12 protein-coding genes and 2 CRISPR repeat arrays are annotated in these 16,992 nt (G+C 70.2%); of the genes, 10 read left to right on the top strand and 2 right to left on the bottom strand.

Going from position 1 to position 16,992, the window contains the following annotated elements; all coding sequences use genetic code 11:
* The first annotated feature begins 51 nt into the window (after positions 1-51).
* From HCN08_RS27895 to cas2, 10 genes are all read left to right on the top strand, one after another.
* Positions 52-1,581 carry an amino acid permease gene (locus HCN08_RS27895; RefSeq protein WP_167986038.1) on the top strand — a complete coding sequence of 510 codons (1,530 nt, stop codon included), beginning with the start codon at positions 52-54 and terminating at the stop codon, positions 1,579-1,581.
* Complete coding sequence (locus HCN08_RS27890; protein ID WP_167986037.1) at positions 1,581-2,951, top strand: glutamine synthetase family protein; 1,371 nt, start codon at positions 1,581-1,583, stop codon at positions 2,949-2,951. Before HCN08_RS27895 ends, HCN08_RS27890 begins: the two co-directional genes overlap by 1 nt.
* A 682-nt stretch (positions 2,952-3,633) precedes the next feature.
* A CRISPR array of direct repeats spans positions 3,634-4,127; the repeat unit is 30 nt; unit sequence GTTGCGAGCCCTCCCGGGCTGATGACGACC.
* A gap of 547 nt (positions 4,128-4,674) precedes the next feature.
* Positions 4,675-5,199: a CRISPR-associated endoribonuclease Cas6 gene (gene cas6, locus HCN08_RS27885; protein ID WP_322974724.1), complete on the top strand. Its 525-nt coding sequence runs from the start codon at positions 4,675-4,677 to the stop codon at positions 5,197-5,199.
* The gene (locus HCN08_RS27880) at positions 5,187-6,635 is read left to right on the top strand and encodes a hypothetical protein (RefSeq protein ID WP_167986035.1); all 1,449 of its coding nucleotides are present in this window, start codon (positions 5,187-5,189) and stop codon (positions 6,633-6,635) included. Before cas6 ends, HCN08_RS27880 begins: the two co-directional genes overlap by 13 nt.
* Positions 6,635-7,705, top strand: a complete 1,071-nt coding sequence (gene cas7i / locus HCN08_RS27875) for a type I-B CRISPR-associated protein Cas7/Cst2/DevR (RefSeq protein WP_167986034.1) — start codon at positions 6,635-6,637, stop codon at positions 7,703-7,705. The genes HCN08_RS27880 and cas7i overlap by 1 nt, the downstream gene beginning before the upstream one ends.
* Positions 7,702-8,397, top strand: a complete 696-nt coding sequence (gene cas5, locus HCN08_RS27870) for a CRISPR-associated protein Cas5 (RefSeq protein WP_167986033.1) — start codon at positions 7,702-7,704, stop codon at positions 8,395-8,397. The genes cas7i and cas5 overlap by 4 nt, the downstream gene beginning before the upstream one ends.
* Positions 8,379-10,796 (top strand): CRISPR-associated helicase Cas3', encoded by a 2,418-nt coding sequence (gene cas3, locus HCN08_RS27865; protein WP_167986032.1) that lies wholly within the window; start codon positions 8,379-8,381, stop codon positions 10,794-10,796. The genes cas5 and cas3 overlap by 19 nt, the downstream gene beginning before the upstream one ends.
* Positions 10,793-11,314, top strand: coding sequence for a CRISPR-associated protein Cas4 (locus HCN08_RS27860; protein WP_167986031.1), 522 nt, complete (start codon positions 10,793-10,795; stop codon positions 11,312-11,314). The genes cas3 and HCN08_RS27860 overlap by 4 nt, the downstream gene beginning before the upstream one ends.
* A 3-nt stretch (positions 11,315-11,317) precedes the next feature.
* A complete protein-coding gene (gene cas1b, locus HCN08_RS27855; protein ID WP_167986030.1) occupies positions 11,318-12,298 on the top strand; it encodes a type I-B CRISPR-associated endonuclease Cas1b in 981 nt (326 codons plus the stop codon).
* Between the two features lie 7 nt (positions 12,299-12,305).
* Positions 12,306-12,569: a CRISPR-associated endonuclease Cas2 gene (gene cas2 / locus HCN08_RS27850; protein WP_167986029.1), complete on the top strand. Its 264-nt coding sequence runs from the start codon at positions 12,306-12,308 to the stop codon at positions 12,567-12,569.
* Positions 12,570-12,658: 89 nt separating this feature from the next.
* A CRISPR array of direct repeats spans positions 12,659-13,981; the repeat unit is 29 nt; unit sequence GCCGTGATCAGCCCTGGAGGGCTTGCAAC.
* A 436-nt stretch (positions 13,982-14,417) separates the two neighbouring features.
* On the opposite strand, the gene HCN08_RS36290 is transcribed toward cas2, so the two are convergent.
* Both HCN08_RS36290 and HCN08_RS36995 read right to left on the bottom strand, forming a co-directional pair.
* A complete protein-coding gene (locus tag HCN08_RS36290) occupies positions 14,418-16,115 on the bottom strand; it encodes a relaxase/mobilization nuclease domain-containing protein (protein ID WP_322974722.1) in 1,698 nt (565 codons plus the stop codon).
* Positions 16,112-16,831 (bottom strand): plasmid mobilization protein, encoded by a 720-nt coding sequence (locus HCN08_RS36995; RefSeq protein ID WP_407648901.1) that lies wholly within the window; start codon positions 16,829-16,831, stop codon positions 16,112-16,114. Before HCN08_RS36995 ends, HCN08_RS36290 begins: the two co-directional genes overlap by 4 nt.
* Between the last annotated feature and the right edge of the window lie 161 nt (positions 16,832-16,992).

Genomic DNA, 16,992 nt, shown 5'->3' with positions numbered 1-16,992 from the left:
GCCTATCCACCCTCGTCCTGCCCTGTTCCTCCTCCCCAACGGAGTCCTGCCATGTCCCATGCCCACAACGGCCCCCACCCGCCGACACTGGACGACGACCGGTTGTTGCGCGAACTGGGCTACGAGCCCGAACTGAGCCGGCGGATGAACGGCTTCGGGAACTTTGCGATCAGCTTCTCGGTCATCTCCGTGCTGTCCGGCTGCATGACCCTGTACGGCTTCGGCCTGGCTACGGGAGGCCCCGCGGTCATGCTGTGGGGCTGGGTCGTCGTCGGGGCGATGGTGCTCTTCGTGGGCGCCGCCCTGGCCGAAGTCACTTCCGCGTACCCGACCTCGGGCGCGCTCTTCGACATGGCCAACCGGCTCGGCGGCCCGCGCTGGGGCTGGTACACCGGCTGGCTGAACCTGCTCGGCCTGCTCGGCGCTATCGCGGGCATCGACTACGGAGCCGCGCTCTTCACTGGCGCCTTCGCCAACCTCCAGTGGGGCTTCCAGCCGACGCCAGGCCGCACGATGCTGATTTACCTCGGCATCCTCCTGCTGCACGCGGTTCTGAACCTCTTCGGGGTCCGCCTGGTGACCGTCCTCAACTCGATATCGGTGTGGTGGCACCTGACGGGCGTGGCGGTCATCGTGGGCGCGCTGGTCCTCGTCCCCTCCCACCACCAGTCGCCGCACTTCATGTTCACCACCTTCGTCAACGACACGGGCTGGTCCCACAACTGGTACGTCGTGCTGATCGGCCTGCTGCTGGCGCAGTACACCTTCTGCGGCTACGACGCTTCCGCGCACCTCAGCGAGGAGACCACCCGCGCGCAGGTCAGCGCACCACGTGGCATCGTCCACGCCATCGGCTGGTCCTGGCTCGCTGGCTTCGTCCTGCTTGCCGGTCTGACCTACGCCATCCAGGACTACGCAGGCACGCAGGCCACCGCGACCGGTGTCCCGCCGGCCCAGATCTTCCTGGACGCCCTCGGCTCCGGCGGCGCCAAGGCGCTGCTGCTGATCGTGATCGTCGCCCAGCTCTTCTGCGGCAACGCCGAGGTCGCCGCCTGCTCGCGGATGGTCTTCGCCTTCTCCCGCGATGGCGCGCTGCCCGGCTCGCCGGTGTGGCGCCGGGTCTCCGGACGGACAGGCACACCGGTCCTCGCCGTATGGCTGGCGGTCGGCGTGGCGGCCGTCCTCGCACTCCCGGCGCTGTACAGCACGGTCGCCTACGGCGCGGTCACCGCGATCAACGTCATCGGCATCACTCCCGCGTACGCCATTCCGATCTACCTACGTCTGCGCGCAGGTCGGCGTTTCCAGCGCGGGCCATGGCACCTCGGCCGCTGGAGCACGGTGGTGGGCTGGGTCGCGGTCGCCTGGGTCGGCTTCGTCACCGTCCTGTTCTGCCTGCCCCAGAACCGCCCCGAGCACCACCGGATCACCGTCGCCTCCTTCAACTACGCACCGGCCGCCCTCGCGGTGGTGCTCGTCTTGGCCGCGATCTGGTGGCGTGTCGCAGGTCGGCGCACCTACGACGCGGCCCAGATCACCGGCGAGGCGGAACTGGCCCAGTACGCCGAGGGGATCGTGTGATGAGCGAGACCGGTATGAAGGCCCCCGGGGGACCGATCACCCCGGACGAACTGCGCACACTCGTCGAGGCCGGCGAAGTGGACACGGTCCTGCTCGCACTTGCGGACATGCACGGTCGCCTCGTCGGCAAGCGCCACCATGCGCCGAGTTTCGTCCAGCAGCAGCTGCTGTCCGGCGCCGGCGCGGAGGCGTGCGCGTACCTGCTGGCCACTGACACCCGAATGCGCCCGGTACCGGGCTTCGACCTCGCCTCGTGGGACAGCGGCTACGGCGATATCCGCCTCGTCCCGAACCTCCGCACCCTGCGCCGTATGCCGTGGCCCGGCGGCGGCGTACTCGTCCTAGCGGACGCCGAGCATGCGGACGGTCGCCCGGTAGCCGTCGCCCCCAGGCAGGTGCTGTACGAGCAGATCGCCGCTCTGGCCGAACTGGGCCTCAGCGCGAGGGCCGGGCTGGAGACGGAGTTCACCGTCTACCGCGGCGTCGACGACCAGGCGCCGGGCAGGCTGCAGCCGCTCACGGGGCGCAACCTCGACTACGCCCTCGTCCACCCGCCCCGGGTGCGCGAGTACCTGCACGAGATCGAGCAGGCCCTCGTCGGTGCGGGTCTGCCACTGGAGGCGATGAAGACGGAGGCGGCTCCCGGTCAGATCGAGGCCACCTTCCGGTACGGCGACGCGCTGAACGCTGCGGACGATCACGTGGTTTTCAAGCACATCGTCAAGACGGTCACGCCCTGGACGGACAGCACCGCGACCTTCATGGCGGCACCGGATACCGGCATCGGCAACGGGATGCACATCCACGTGTCGCTGTGGCGTGCGGACGAGCCGGTGTTCCCCGCCGAGGGCAGGGGCCTGTCGGCGGCGGGAGCGCACGCAGTCGCCGGCCTCCTGTACCTCCTGCCAGACGCCATGCCGCTGCTGCTGCCGTACCCCAACTCGTACAAGCGCCTGCGGCCGGACTCCTTCGCGCCCACGCGGGTCGCCTGGGGTTGGGACAACCGGACCGCGGCCGTGCGTGTCACCGGTCACGGTGCCGGCCTGCACCTGGAGGTACGGATTCCCGGTGCCGACGCCAATCCGTACCTCGCGGTCGCGGCGGTCCTGGCCGCCTGCCGCCGTGGCATGGCGCAGGAGATGCAGCCGCCGCTCGCGGCCAGCGGCAGCACCTATGCCCAGAGTGACCTCCCGCTGCTGCCGGCGGACCTGCCGACCGCTCTGTCCGCCTTCCAGAACAGCGCGGCCTGGGCAGACCTTCTTGGAAAGGACGTCTTGAGCCACTACGCCACGGCAGCACGAGTCGAGTGCGAGGTCGCGGCAAACGAAGTCACGGACGTCGAACGCAGCAGGGGGTTCCACGATGCGTGACGCCGGGGCACCGCTACCAGGGGCGTAAGGCAGGTCACCCACGACCGGGCGCTGGTTGGATCCCGCCGATGCTGCCACGCTGAGCTCGTCGCCGCCGGGTTGACCACCGAGAGATCACCGGACGGCGCGTAGTCAGCATGGAGGGGACGCGGTCGGCGGTACACGAGTGCGGGAGGAAGACCGGAGTCATCTGCGGTGCTGCTCCGCAGCGCTACCGTTGCCTGCTCCTCGGCCGTGGGAAGCCCGTTTTCGGCACCGACTCAACGCGGAGCGACAGCGGCTTCTGTGGATTGGGCCCATGGGGATTGCGCCCCGGGCCGGGGGCTCGGGCATCTGCCCAGTTCGGCCGCGGTACAGAGACAGCCACGCCGCCTGCGCGCTTTCCTCCTCGCCGACGCCGCTGCTCAAGCGGTCACCTGGGTTGGCAGTACGGATATCTCAACGACGAGCAGAAGCGGGTCCGCGGGAATGCGTGGCCGCACAGCAACCCTCCCTCTCAAGTCAGCGAAGTGCTTCGGGAGCAGGCACGATGAGGGCCCGACGGGCCGTACAGTGCGAGCCCCACCGGGCTGATGATGGACTGTGATCACCGCCGGGGACGTCGACCCCGCCTGCGCGTTATGAGCCCTTCGGGTTGATGACGGACCCGTGAGCAGACCCTCACCCTGGCCGTGCCGGACCTGTTGCGAGCCCTCCCGGGCTGAAACAGCCTGGGTCGTCCGGGCTCGGTGGGGAGGTGCCGCACGCGGGTTGCGAGCCCTCCCGGGCTGATGACGACCCGCAGTCGCCCGCGCCATGATCCAGGCTGCCCGGCCGTTGCGAGCCCTCCCGGGCTGATGACGACCTTCGGGGGCGCCGTCGGGTGTGTCGTCGGAGCCAGTGTTGCGAGCCCTCCCGGGCTGATGACGACCTCGAGTAGGGGGTGGACGACGATGGCCGCCCCCCGCGTTGCGAGCCCTCCCGGGCTGATGACGACCCGGTCCTCGTGCCCGGGCAGCCCGGAAATCACTCAGGTTGCGAGCCCTCCCGGGCTGATGACGACCGCGGTTTTCTCCGCGGTGAATTCGCGGACCTCCTCATGTTGCGAGCCCTCCCGGGCTGATGACGACCGGAGGTCTCGGGCGCGGCTTTCGCGTACACGCAGTCGTTGCGAGCCCTCCCGGGCTGATGACGACCCCGAGGGTAAAGGCCCAGGCCAGCGGCCGTCCACGGGGCCGCTTTCCGGTCGATTCTGCAGCGACTCGGCGGTAGTGCAACACCGCAGGTCAGAGCGTTTTGGGTTTGATGCATCGCGTCCCTCAGCCTAGTGAGTGTCGGTCGGAGGGATGGTCGGTCGGGGCCTGTTGTCAGCGGGGGCAGCTAACTTGCTGACCGTGTGGTGGCCCCGCTGGGTTCTCTTCGGTCATCCTGAGCTGGCATAGCATATCTAGGGAGCTATCATGATCTTTCATATGAAATTGCCTTCTATGGGCATTCTCAATGCTAGGTTGCTCGCCATGGATGTCGCCTTAACCCCTCTCACCCGGCCCGGCCGGCGGAACTCCGGCAGGTGGGCATGCGCTTGAGAGTCGATGTCGTCTCGGACGCGCCGTCCCTTGCCTGGGACGATCTGCACCGTCCCGCCCGTGGCGTGGTCTACGGGTTGCTTCGTGAGCACGACCCTGTTCTCGCCCAGTCGTTGCACGACGAGGGGTGGCGGGGTCAGCCGTTGAAACCGGTTGGTGTGGCGTGTCCGCGGTTCAGGGGGGCGCGGCGGAAGAAGGGGGTCTACACGACCTCGCCGCAGGGGTCGGTGTGGTTCGCCTCGCCCGTTCCGGAGATCGCCTCGGCGCTGGTGGCCGCGTTGGCCCGGCGGACGGAGATCGAGTGGGGGACCGTCAAGCTGCGGGTGCGGGGCTTCACCGTCGACATCGGAGAGGGCAGCGTCGCGGACGGGCCCGTCGAGGTGGCCACCGCGACGCCGGTCGTGGTCCGGCATGACGGACGAGACCTTCTGCCCGGTGACGACTTCTACCTGGAGCGCGTGACGCACAACCTCGCGCACAAGGCGGACGTGCTCGGCCTGCCCGCTCCGCGCGGGGTCCGGGTGCTGGAGGCGGGTCCGCGGCGGAGGTTCGCGGTGCGGGGGGCGCCCAGGATCGGGGCGCGGGTCCGGCTCGCGATGGAGGCCGACGCCCGGTTCGTGGACGCCTTGCGCTCGTGGGGGGTCGGGCTGGACACGATCCAGGGGTTCGGATGGGTGGAGTGACGGCGGCGTCGGCGCTGGTCGCCACGAGCCATCCGCTGCAGCGGGCCGGGGCCTGGGCCGCTGCGGTCATGGCCGGGCGGAGCCAGCCGGCGGACCTGACGGCCGACGACCTCGACGCGGTGGCGTCGCGCCTCGTGGACGACGTCTGTGTGGCGGCGACTGCTCCGAAGGACAAGCCGGCTTACGACTGGTGGAAGGTCCTGTTCGCGCTGTATCCGAACTCGAAGGCCACGCACAGCAAGCGTCCTTCGGATCGGGACGTGCTGCGTCCGGACATCGAGAATCTCTTCGCCGCCGACGCGCCGCAGGCGCTCCGCAACCCGTGCACCTTCTGCGGGACGGGCGCCGGCGCGGTCTGGGCGAAGTCGAATCTGCCGCTGTTCGACACGAGCAAGGCGCTCAACACCCTGCCGCCCGGCGCTCGTGGCTGGCCGGTGTGCCGCGGCTGCCGGATCGCGATGTGGGCGCTGCCCTACGGCTCGTGGGTCACCGCCGGCTCGGCGACTGTGCTGTCGTGTGAGAAGGACGCGGCAGAGCGGGAGTTCGCCCGCCGCAACGTCCAGCGCGCGCGGCGCGTCATGCATGCGGGATTCAGCGGTCTCGCGGCCGGTGCGCGTGCCGAGCTGGTCGCGGTCACCGCTCTGCGTGATGCGGCGGCCTCGGAGCTGTGTGCCACGACGCTGTGGACGTTCAAGAACGACAACCAGGAGCCGTGGCTGCGGGTGACCCGCACGCGCCGCGCCGTCTCCGTTTTCCTCGCGACGGTCGACGGCAACGCCTCGCTGCGGCGCGGCTGGAACGTGCTGCGGCGCGCGCTCACGCGGTACGACGCCGAGGGCCGGGTCACTGCGGGCGGGGCGGGGGAGGCCGCGCGGCTGCTGTTCGAGGCCGAGGACGGCCGAAGCCGGTCTCTGCTGCTGCAACTGCACTACCTGCTGTGGGAGACAGATGACTCCTGGAACCTCGGCGACCGGGACGCCCTGACCCGACTCGCCTACATCTACGCCGAAGAGGTCTACGGAATGACAACGGACCTGGAGCCCGTGGCCGTCGTGCTCGCAGAGTGGATCGCCCGGGGCAGCAGCCCGCGCGGGCGCCTCGCCGAGTACAAGAACGCCGCGCTGAGCGACTACAAGCTCGGGCAGCTCCTGATTCAGGCGTCCGTGCGCCTGCAGATGGACGCCACCGGTACGCCCGTGGCCGGGCCCGAATACTGGGCGCCGCTGATCGGGCGCCGCCCACGGGCCTGGGAGCAGCGGATGCTGCTCTTCGCGCGCGTGCTGGTGCTGCTCCAGCAGCGTGGCGTCGCGGTCGGCGCGAAGGTGGCCGACCCCGAGCAGGAGCGGGAGATCGAGGCCGAACTCGATCGGCCGCCCTTCGACGAGAACCAGGACCAGGACTTCGAGGCAAGCGACTACAGCATGGGACCGGCGTAATGAGCTATCTGGCGGGCACCGTTGTCCTCGCTGTCCAGGCGGGCGCGCCCAACAACGGCAAGAGTGAGGACACCACCGCACGCGTGAAATACGCCCAGGTGCGCGGGCGCAGGCATCCGTACGTCTCCGCGCAGGCGGTGCGCCGCTGGATTCGGGACGGCATGGTCGAACTCGGCTCGGTGCCCTCCCCGGTGACCCGGGTGGGCAAGGCGCAGGGCAAAGCGCAGAAGGCCAACACGGAGGCGAACCCGGTCAAGTTCGCCGACGACGACCTGTTCGGGTACATGCGGGCCGGCGCCAAGCGGGACGACTCGGCGACGACGTTGCGGGACAGCCCGTTCATGCTCGGCACGCTGATGTCCGTCGAACCGGTCTACCCGGCCGTCGACTTCGGAGTGATGTCCCGCGGGGTGACCGAACCCGTGCTGCACGGGCACGAGTTCTACACCGCGGACCTCGCGGCCCCGTTCCTGCTGGATCTGCCGCGGATCGGAACGTTCACGCTTCCGAACGTCGACGGTGTGGGCCGCCCCAACTACCTCAGCGAGGAGCAGGCCCTCCAGGTCGCGGAGGCCACCGCGCTCGGCGCGAGCCCGCTGCGCTTCCGGGACCAGCCGGCCGTGCGGCTCCCGCTGGAGGAGCGCACCCGGCGGGCCGCGCTGCTGCTGGAGGCGATGGCCCACCTCAGCGGCGGCGCCAAGCAGGCGCTGCACTACGGCGACCGGGTGCCGTCGCTGCTGGTCCTGGTGCCGTTCAAGGGCGGCATCAACCCGCTGGCCAACGTCATCGACAGCGACATGGACACCGGCGTGCGCGTGCGCGGCGACGTCCTGCGCCAGGAGTTGGAGGCGTGGCAGGGGGAGTGGGAGGCGCCGGTACGCATCGGGTGGCGCCCTGGCTTCCGCGACCAGGCCCGCGAGGACTTCGAGAAGCAGTGCGCCAAGGAGATCGCCGACGGGACGATCGTGATCGGCCACCCCCGGACCGTGCTGCTGAAGCTGGCGGAGGAGTTGCGTGACGGCACGCTCAACGCCTGGTTCGACGACCCCGTACGGCACGCGGTCCGGTGATCCCGTCCCAGCGGACGTCGCCCGCACCCGTTCCGGCCTGGCGCGCGGAGTTCTACGCTCCCGTGGCGTCCTTCCGTGATCCTCTCTTCCCCGGTCTCACCCGCGGGCTGCCTGTGCCGCCGCCGTCCACCGTGCGCGGCCTGTTGGCGGCGGCCACCGGGGAGCCGCAGGAGCCGGTCGTCCTGGGGATGGCGGCGTGCTCCGAAGGCGACGGCGTCGACACCGAGACGTACCACCCCATCTCGGCCGACGGCACCAACCCGTCCTCCGGAGGCCGGGTGCGGGCGGTCAAGGGCGGGATGACGATCAGGGACCGCCCCTTCCTCGTCGGCGTGCACCTGACTGTGTGGCTCCCCGAGCCGGACGGGGAGCGCATCGCCCGCGCGCTGCGCCGTCCGCGCTGGCCGCTGCGTCTGGGCCGCTCGCAGGACGTCGTTCATCTCAAGGACCTGGGGCGGGTGGAACTGGAGCCGGCCAAGGCCGCGGTGGTGGATCACGCCCTCGCGCCGCAGGACGGGCACCCGGTGGGTACGGCTTTCTCGTACCGCATGGCGAGCCGCGTGTCCCTCGACCGGCTGACGACGTCGTGGTCGGACTACCTGTGGTGCGACGAACCCACCGGCGAGCATCCGGTGTCCGGCGCTCTCCGTGACCCGGACGGAGGCCGGGCCGTATGGCTGCTGGCCCTCTGACACCGGGCGCACAGCACCGCAGCCTCGCCGACCTGCGCGCCAAGTCCCGTCCGGTCCAGGACCCGGAGCGGCTGACCACCCACCTGCGGGCGGTGTACGACGCCGTGGCGCAGATCGAGGCACGCATCGCCGCCCCGGGACCGATCGCGACGCACCCCGGCTTCTGGACAGCAGTACGCCGTGCGGCACTCCTGCACGACGCGGGCAAGATCGCCGAGGGATTCCAGCGGCAGGTCGAGCCCGGCGGGACCGTGTGGGGGGAGCGGCACGAAGTCCTCTCGCTCGCCTACGTCGACCTGCTCGCGCCGGCCGCGGGATGGAGCGCCACCGAACGACTCCTGATCGCCACCCTGGTCGCGTCCCACCACCGCGCCCTGCACGCGGCATCCTCGCTCGGCGGAGGGAAGCCGGCGCTCTCGCGCGTGTACAACGCACGGACGCGGTGGGACGAGGCATTCGGTGCCACACCCGGACCGGGCGGCACCGTGGTGCAGGTACCCCGCTATCTGCACCAGCAGTTCCTCGCGTGGCTCACCGGCTTCCTCGCGATCGACCCACCACCGGCCGGCCGCGAGGACCCGCCGTTGGCGCACCGCGCCAGCTGGGCCCTCACCGACGTCCTTGACGCCTGGCGCGGCCCGGTGAAGCCGCACTCGGGCCTGCTGGCCGTCCTCGCGCAAGGGGCCCTCACCCTCGCCGACCACGCCGGCTCGGCCCACGAGGCACTGCAGACGTACATGCCGCTGCTACCCGACTACCTTGACCGGCTCCCGTACCCCGCCCACATGCACCAGCGCGAGGCCGGGGCGACCCTCGGCCACCTCGTCCTCGTCGCGCCGACCGGCAGCGGCAAGACCGAAGCCGGCCTCGCGTGGGCAGCCAGGCAGACCACCACCATGCCCGGCCAGCCCCGCGTCGTGTGGACCCTGCCCTACCGCGCCTCGCTCAACGCCATCCGCCGGCGCTTCGAGAAGGGCCTCGCACCCGCGCCCGGCGAGCGCACGGCCGACATCGGCCTCCTCCACGGAGCGGTCGCACGCACCCTGCTCTACCAGGCCGTCGAGGAGGACTGCGGAGCGGAGAGCCCTGCGCGGACCGCTCCTGACAAGGGCGACGCCGTCAAGGCACGGGTACGCGCCAACGCCATGCGCCTGTTCACCCAACGGGTACGCGTCGCCACCCCGTACCAGCTCCTCAGCGGCGCCATCGCCGGGCCCTCGCACTCCTCCGTACTGCTGGAACAAGCCAACTGCCTGTTCGTGATGGACGAACTGCACGCCTACGAGCCGGAGATCCTCGGACGGGTCTGCGCCGCCGCCCGGCTGTGGGAGCAGCTTGGCAGCCGCTTCGCCGTGCTGTCCGCCACGCTCGCACCGCAGCTGCTCACCCTCATCGACGAGAGCGTCGAGCAGCACGTCACCCTCCACAAGGCGCCGCCCGGCACCGCACCGCTCAGGCACCGGCTCGTCCTCGACGAGCAGCCGATCGGCGATTCCGGCAGCGTGGCGCGGCTGAGGGACTGGCTCGGCGAGGGCCACAGCGTGCTCACCGTCGTCAACACCGTCGACGCCGCACAGAAGCTGTTCGCCGCACTCGCCGACCAGGCCCGCGACGCCCGACCTGGCGACCCGCACGCCGCACTGCTGCTCCACTCCCGTTTCAAGAACCGCGACCGCGACGCCATCGAGCGCCGGCTGCTGCGCAGGCATCCCGAACGGAGGGCAGGCGATTCGGAACTGCGGGGAGGGCTGGTCGTGGCGACCCAGGCCGTCGAGGTCTCCCTGACGCTGGACTTCGACCGCGGCGCGGTGGAGAACGCGCCCGTCGAAGCCGTCGCCCAGCGGGCTGGCCGGGTCAATCGGCGGGGACTCCATCCGCAGGGCCCGGTGGAATTCCGCGTCCACCGCGGGACCGGTTTCCGTCCGTACGAGCAGGGTGCCGTCGAGGCCGCCTGGTCCGCGCTGAACGCCCTCATCGCGGAAGGCGCCGACACGCTCGGTGAACAGGACATCGACCGGCTGCTGGCCCTCGCTTACGACACCGATTGGGGGCACGACTGGCTGCGGCGGGCTCGCGACGCGCGGGACGCCTTCACGGCGGAGTTCCTGACCTTCACCGACCCCTTCCACGACCGGAGCGAGTACGCCAAAGCACTCAGCGAACGCTTCGACACCGCCGAGGTGCTGCTCCGCGACGACCTCGACGAATACCGCCGACTCGTCTCGGGCCGGCACGGCGACCCCCTCCTCGCCTCCGGCCTGCTCATCCCGCTGCGCTACGGCCAGCTCAAGATCTACAACGCCGAATTCGACCGGCACCTGGGGATCTTCCTCATCGAAGGCACCTACGACCCGGTCCTGGGCCTGCGCCGACCGCCCGAGCCGGAGACCATCCTGTGAACGCGATCCCGCTCGACCCCGCCGAGGACGAGCAGTCACTCGGCGGCGTCCACATCAAGTACCTGCACCACTGCCCGCGCCAACTTTGGCTGTACATGCGCGGATACCGCCCCGAGGCCCGCAGCGACCTCGTCGCCTTCGGGGAGGTCGTGGACGAGACCACCTTCACCCGCCGCCGCGACATCGACCTCGGCGAAGCCCGCATCGACTGGGTGACGACCGGAGCGATCGTCCACGAGACGAAGTCCTCTCGCGCCCCGTCGGTCGCCCACGACGCCCAAGTACGCCATTACTGCCTGCTTCTGGAGCGCCGCGGCATCAACGTTCGCGGCGGCATCGTCCACTACCCGCTGATCCGTCGTACGACGGACGTCCCGTGGGACGACGAGGCACGCGAACTGGCCGAGACCGCCGAAGACGAAGCCCGGGCCGTCATCGCCGCTCCGGAACCGCCAGGCCGCCTCACCCGCGGGAAATGCCGCGGGTGCTCGTACACCGACTACTGCTGGGGAGACTGACCCATGGCCGCCGTCGGCCGCACCTACTGGCTGACCGAACCCTGCCGCATCCGCCGCGAGGACAACAGCGTCCGCGTCGAACGCCCCGACGGCAGCCCGGTACGCATCCCGATCACCGACATCCGCGACCTCATCGCCTTCGACAACGTCGACGTCAACACCTCCGCGATGTCGCTCCTGAGCCGCAACGGCGTCACCCTCCACGTCCTCGACCACTACGGCAACCACGCCGGTCACTTCGCGCCCGCGGAGTCGATGGCCTCCGCCGGCGTCGTACGCCGCCAGGTCGAACTCACTGCCGACCCCGCCGCCCGCCTGGCCGTCGCCCGCTCCCTCGTCCTGACCACCGCCGAGAACCTGCGCTGGGCCCTGGACACCGATCTCCTTGACCCGGCTCTCGACGCGCTTCGCTCGGCCGTCCCCGTCTGCGAGGACACCGACGCGCTCATGGGCCAGGAAGGCAACTTCCGCCGTACCGCGTGGGCCGTCCTGGACACCCAGCTCCCCCCTTGGCTGCGCCTCAACGGCCGCACCCGCCGACCGCCGACGAACGCCGGCAACGCCTTCGTCAGCTACCTCAACTCCCTGGTCTACGCCCGCGTCCTGACCGCGCTGCGCAGCACCCCCCTCCACCCGGCCATCGGCTTCCTGCACGCCGACACCGACCGCCGCCGCAACACCCTCGCTCTCGACCTGGCCGAGCCCTTCAAGCCCCTCTTCGCCGAGCGCCTTCTGAAGCGCACGGCAGCGCAGAAGCACCTCAAGCAGAGCGACTTCGAGACGGACGTCGGCCGCGCCTCGCTGAGCAAGGACGGCCGCAAGAAGATCGCCGCCCTCGTCCGCGAGGAACTGGCGACGACCGTCCACCACCGCACCCTGAAGCGCCAGGTCTCCTACGAAGAGCTCATCCACTTGGAGGCCCTCAAGCTCGTCCGCCTCTGCCTGGAGGGCACGCCGTACAAGCCCTTCCGGCCCTGGTGGTGAGCCGGCCGTGTTCGTGATCCTCGTCTACGACACCGCCGTCGAACGCAACCCGAAGGTCCTCAAGACCTGCCGCAAATACCTCCATTGGACCCAGCGCAGCGTCTTCCAGGGCGAGCTCACTGCGGCGCAGTACCGTGCCCTGATGTCGGCCCTCGGCACGGCGATCGACCCTGACTACGACAGCATCGTGACGTACACGGCACGGTCCCCCGAGTTCGTCGAGTCCACGACCCTCGGGGTTCCGCTGGGCGGGCCCGGCGACATCCTCTGACCTGCGGCGATGCATTACCGATGCACTGCTGCAGAATGGCACCTGCGGAGGCGCGCAGAGGGTCTTCTGACCTGCGATTTTACCGTCGGGCCGTGATCAGCCCTGGAGGGCTTGCAACGAGCAGCGCCGGTTGCCCACCGGTTGCCGGCCCGCGGCCGTGATCAGCCCTGGAGGGCTTGCAACCAGGTGGCGGACTGCGCACCCACCATATGGGCGGACGCCGTGATCAGCCCTGGAGGGCTTGCAACGTGCCGGCCAACGGGGCGCAGTGCTCCAAGAAGGCAGCCGTGATCAGCCCTGGAGGGCTTGCAACCGCAGCTCGGGGAGCACGTAGAGGTGCGTCTCGTCCGGCCGTGATCAGCCCTGGAGGGCTTGCAACCCCTCGTCCTGTTCGGGATGGGCAAGGCCGTGGCGCCGTGATCAGCCCTGGAGGGCTTGCAACGCGTGAGCGGCGCCATCAGCGGCTGCGGGTCCGCGGCCGTGATCAGCCCTGGAGGGCTTGCAACGCCGTGAGGGTGGATCCGCTGGAGTCCGGGCGGCCGGCCGTGATCAGCCCTGGAGGGCTTGCAACAACGGGTGAAGATGGCATGGTTGCCCCGGGCTTGGGGCCGTGATCAGCCCTGGAGGGCTTGCAACACTGGGTGGTCACCTGTGTGGCCTGGAACAGCGGCGGGCCGTGATCAGCCCTGGAGGGCTTGCAACACGTGCATGAGCCAGAGGCCGGAGCCGACTATGGCGGCCGTGATCAGCCCTGGAGGGCTTGCAACAGCTGCGCGCCATGCGCGACGCCAGCCGCGGCCTGCCGTGATCAGCCCTGGAGGGCTTGCAACCTGCAGAGTGCGAGCAGTTGGCGATGCGCCAGCACGGCCGTGATCAGCCCTGGAGGGCTTGCAACTAGGGCACCGCCCTCCGCCGGATCTTCCTGGAGACGCCGTGATCAGCCCTGGAGGGCTTGCAACAGGCGGCGGTGTGCTGCTCGATGGCGTCGACGTCGAGCCGTGATCAGCCCTGGAGGGCTTGCAACACTCCGGCTACCTGGAGACGCTCAAGAGCCAACGCCGCCGTGATCAGCCCTGGAGGGCTTGCAACGCGGAGGGCACGTCGAGGACGTCGCGGATGGCGGGCCGTGATCAGCCCTGGAGGGCTCGCAACATCCAGGCAACGGCGACGGCGGCGACCTGGACCAGCGCCGTGATCAGCCCTGGAGGGCTCGTAACCGCACTAACGCTATTACCACGGGCGCTACCGCTGACGCCGTCATTAGCCCTGAAGGGCTCGCAATAAGTGTTGGCCGGGCCGCCACTGGTGACCGTGTGCGGCCGTCATCAGCCCACGAAGGCTCGCAACGCGACGCTCCCGCCGTGGACGCTACACACCCGGTGCGCCGTCATCAGCTCAGAAGGGCTCGCAACGACATGGCGATATCTCTCTGATCAGGCAGTGTTGGGACCGTCATCAGCCTGGAGGGCTCGCAACAAGCCCTCCGCGGGATGTTCGCGTGCGGGTACAGGGGCCGTCATCAGCCCTGGAGTGCTCACTACATGTGGACCTGCGCGACCTGGTCGACGTGGCCTGGGCCGTTATCAGCCCGGGAGGGCTCGCAACTTCGTTGCCGTCATGAACGGCGCCACGAAGCGCAGCGCCGTCATCAGCCCAGGAGGGCCTGGGGCTGAGGTTTCGCTGGAGGGGCCCGATCAGGTCGTCAGTAGCCCGGGTGGGCTGATGACAACCTGATCGGTGCTGGTAGGGGGGGCCGGGTAAGCGTGGCGCCTAGCCAAAGCCCGACGAGGTGCTGTGGGGGCATTCCTGGGATCTGACCTTGCCCAGGCTGCTGCTCGAATCCTCGGCTCAGCGGCCGCGACGGTAGGTGGACATGGGGTCGCCACTTGGCGGCCGGGGTATTGGAGGCGCTGAGTGGGCCTTGTCTTGGTGCGTAAGTGTGCTGCGGGCCATCGCTGCTTGGGCTTGGGGGCTCGGCGCGGGGCGCTGGGTGAGGCGTTGGAGGCGCCAGGTGAGGACTTGGGCAGGGGATCGGGCGTCGTCGAGTGCTCGTTGGTCGGCTGCTTGGCGGAGGAGATGGGCGGGGTCGTGGCCGGCGGTCCGGGCGTCGCTGAGGGCGGTGGCGAGGGCCGGCCAGGTGGGGTCGTTGAGGATCCGGTCGGCGTGGGTGGGGATGAATTCGTGTACTTGCTGGGCGTGGCGTTCAGCGGCTGCTCGTGGTGGACGACGGTCGGCGAGGGCGGCCAGGGGTACGGCTGCGGCCTGGTCGTAGGCGGTCTGGAGGTTGGCGAGGGTGCGGCGGGCGGCTTCGACCTGCTGGTCGTGGTGGCGGGCGGCGTGCCAGCGCTGGATGGCGATCAGGGCGAGGACGGCACTGTCGAGGAACACGGCGACGGCCGCTCCATCGCTGGTCACGGGTTGCCTGGCGATGGCGTGGATGGCTCCGCGGAGGGCGCGGGCGTGCTGGTGGTCGGCTTGGATACGGGAGCGGCTGGCGCGTTCGAAGTCGAGGGCGGCCTGGCGGAGCTGGGATCGCAGGTCTACGGGTGCATAGAAGGGGAGGGCGTCTAGGGCTTCGGCGAAGGCGGTGATGTGGGCCTGGGAGGCTGGGTCGTCGGGTCGGTCGAGGTGGCGGGGGATGCGTTCGGTGGCGGCGGTGGCCTGGTGCCAGGGATTGGGCCTGCGGGTGCCGGTCGGTGGCGGTTCGGTTGCGGTGAGGCGGTTGCGGATCTGGGGGTAGGACAGGTCGGGGGCGAGGGTGGAGCCGGCGAACCAGATGGGCTGGCCCTCGGCGTTGATGTCGCCGTCGAGGGCGACTTTGTAGCCGCGGATGTCACCGGAGGGCATCCGCAGGACCTCGGTCGTGATGCCGCTGGCGGTAAGCAGGCGGAAGAACTCCTCGGGGCTGGTGGAGACGGCGACGACGGTGCGGATCGTGGCGCGGAGCTGCTCGCGCGGCGTGCTCTGTCGGCCGGTGCGTTGGGCCTTCTCGGTTTCGGCGCGGGTGGGGCGTTTGGCGGCGGTGCCGTCGCCGGAGGTGACACGGCGCAGCCCGTAGTCGATCTCGATGCGGCGGGCTTCGGCTTGGGCGCGTTTGTAGGAGTAGGAGTCACGGGGTTTGCCGCCGTCCTGGCGGACCTTGGTGGCGAGGATGTGGATGTGGTCGTCGGCGTGTCGGACGGCGATCCACCGGCAGGCGCCGTCGTCGTCTGTCGGAGCGATGCCGGTGGCGGCGGTCATGCGGCGGGCGATGTCTGCCCACTGGTAGTCGGTGAGGACGGGATCTTCGGGAGCGGCGCGGACTGAGCAGTGCCAGACAGGCTTGTCGGGACGTTCGGCCGGATCGATGGCCTTGACTGGCAGGTCGAGGTAGGCGGCCAGTTGCTTGAACGTCGCTGCGGGGTTGCGGCCGGGGTCGGGCGCCAGGCCGTCGAAGGAGGCGACGAGGTGGGGGTCGGTGTGGGCCTCGTGGCCGCGGCCGGTTCGGTAGAGGTAGCCGATCGCACCGGCCGAGTTCGAGCCCGGCTTGTGGATGGAGGGGATCACGCGCGCTCGGTCAGAGCCTGGGCGGCCGCTTCGAGTCGGTCGGCGGCGTGTCGGACGGCGAGGAGCGTGGCCTCGGCGCCGATCGGGTCGCCGCCGGCGTTGACCGTGCGGGCGATCTGGTTGACGTTGTTGCCGACGCGGGCCAGGTCGGTTCGTGCGGCGACGAGTTCGCGGATGGTGCCGCGCAGGTCGAGGAGGTTCGCCGCTACGCGGTTGACGTCGTGGGCTGCGGCCAGGGACGCCTGGGCCATGAATTTGGCCAGGCTGGCACCGGTGTGGTCGGCGGCGGCTTTCAGATGGGCACGCTCTGTGGTGCTGAGCCTGACGCTGACGGCTGCGCGCTGCTTGTTCTGACGCGTGCGGATACGACGCTGCGGGCGCGTACGCGGTGAGCTCGTCCTTGGTGCGGGGCCGCCCTCGGGCCCGCACCCCGCAGCGGCCGTCCCCCGGCGGCCGGTGTCCTGCGCCGCCCCCGGGGCGGAGGCTGCGGCCAGGGACGCTCCACCGACGGGGGAGTGTCCCAGCGCACAACTTGCTCCGCCGGGGGCTGGACTGGTCGCTGTCCGCTCGGGGTGGGTGGGGGCGTTGTGGTGCTGGTCGTGCACGGGTCGGATCTCCGTTCGAAGGTGGGGTGTTGGTAGGGCGGGGCGTTGTCGGTGGTGACGGTTACGGTGCGGGGTAGTGCCGGACGGAGATCGTGAGGGACTCGCGGCCATAGGGGGTGGGTGAGAAGGTCCCCGGCAGCCAGCTCGGGACTGGATTTGGGTATCCGTGACCCCACCCCCTTTTCCTCAGTCCGGTGGTTCCGCGTGTGGACTGGTGGCCTTGATTCGCGGGGAAGGGTCCTGCTGGCTGCCCGGATGACCGGATGGGCGGA

Source organism: Actinacidiphila epipremni (assembly GCF_012034175.1).
Lineage (GTDB): Bacteria > Actinomycetota > Actinomycetes > Streptomycetales > Streptomycetaceae > Actinacidiphila > Actinacidiphila epipremni.
Note: the sequence above shows the minus strand (reverse complement) of the source record. Positions and strands in the feature narration are given on the sequence as shown.

Coding starts and splice junctions, on each gene's coding strand:
- HCN08_RS27895 (WP_167986038.1), top strand. CDS start 52: ATGTCCCATGCCCACAACGGCCCCCACCCGCCGACACTGGACGACGAC.
- HCN08_RS27890 (WP_167986037.1), top strand. CDS start 1,581: ATGAGCGAGACCGGTATGAAGGCCCCCGGGGGACCGATCACCCCGGAC.
- HCN08_RS27880 (WP_167986035.1), top strand. CDS start 5,187: ATGGGTGGAGTGACGGCGGCGTCGGCGCTGGTCGCCACGAGCCATCCG.
- cas7i (WP_167986034.1), top strand. CDS start 6,635: ATGAGCTATCTGGCGGGCACCGTTGTCCTCGCTGTCCAGGCGGGCGCG.
- cas3 (WP_167986032.1), top strand. CDS start 8,379: ATGGCTGCTGGCCCTCTGACACCGGGCGCACAGCACCGCAGCCTCGCC.
- cas1b (WP_167986030.1), top strand. CDS start 11,318: ATGGCCGCCGTCGGCCGCACCTACTGGCTGACCGAACCCTGCCGCATC.
- HCN08_RS36995 (WP_407648901.1), bottom strand. CDS start 16,831: ATGGCCGCGAGTCCCTCACGATCTCCGTCCGGCACTACCCCGCACCGT.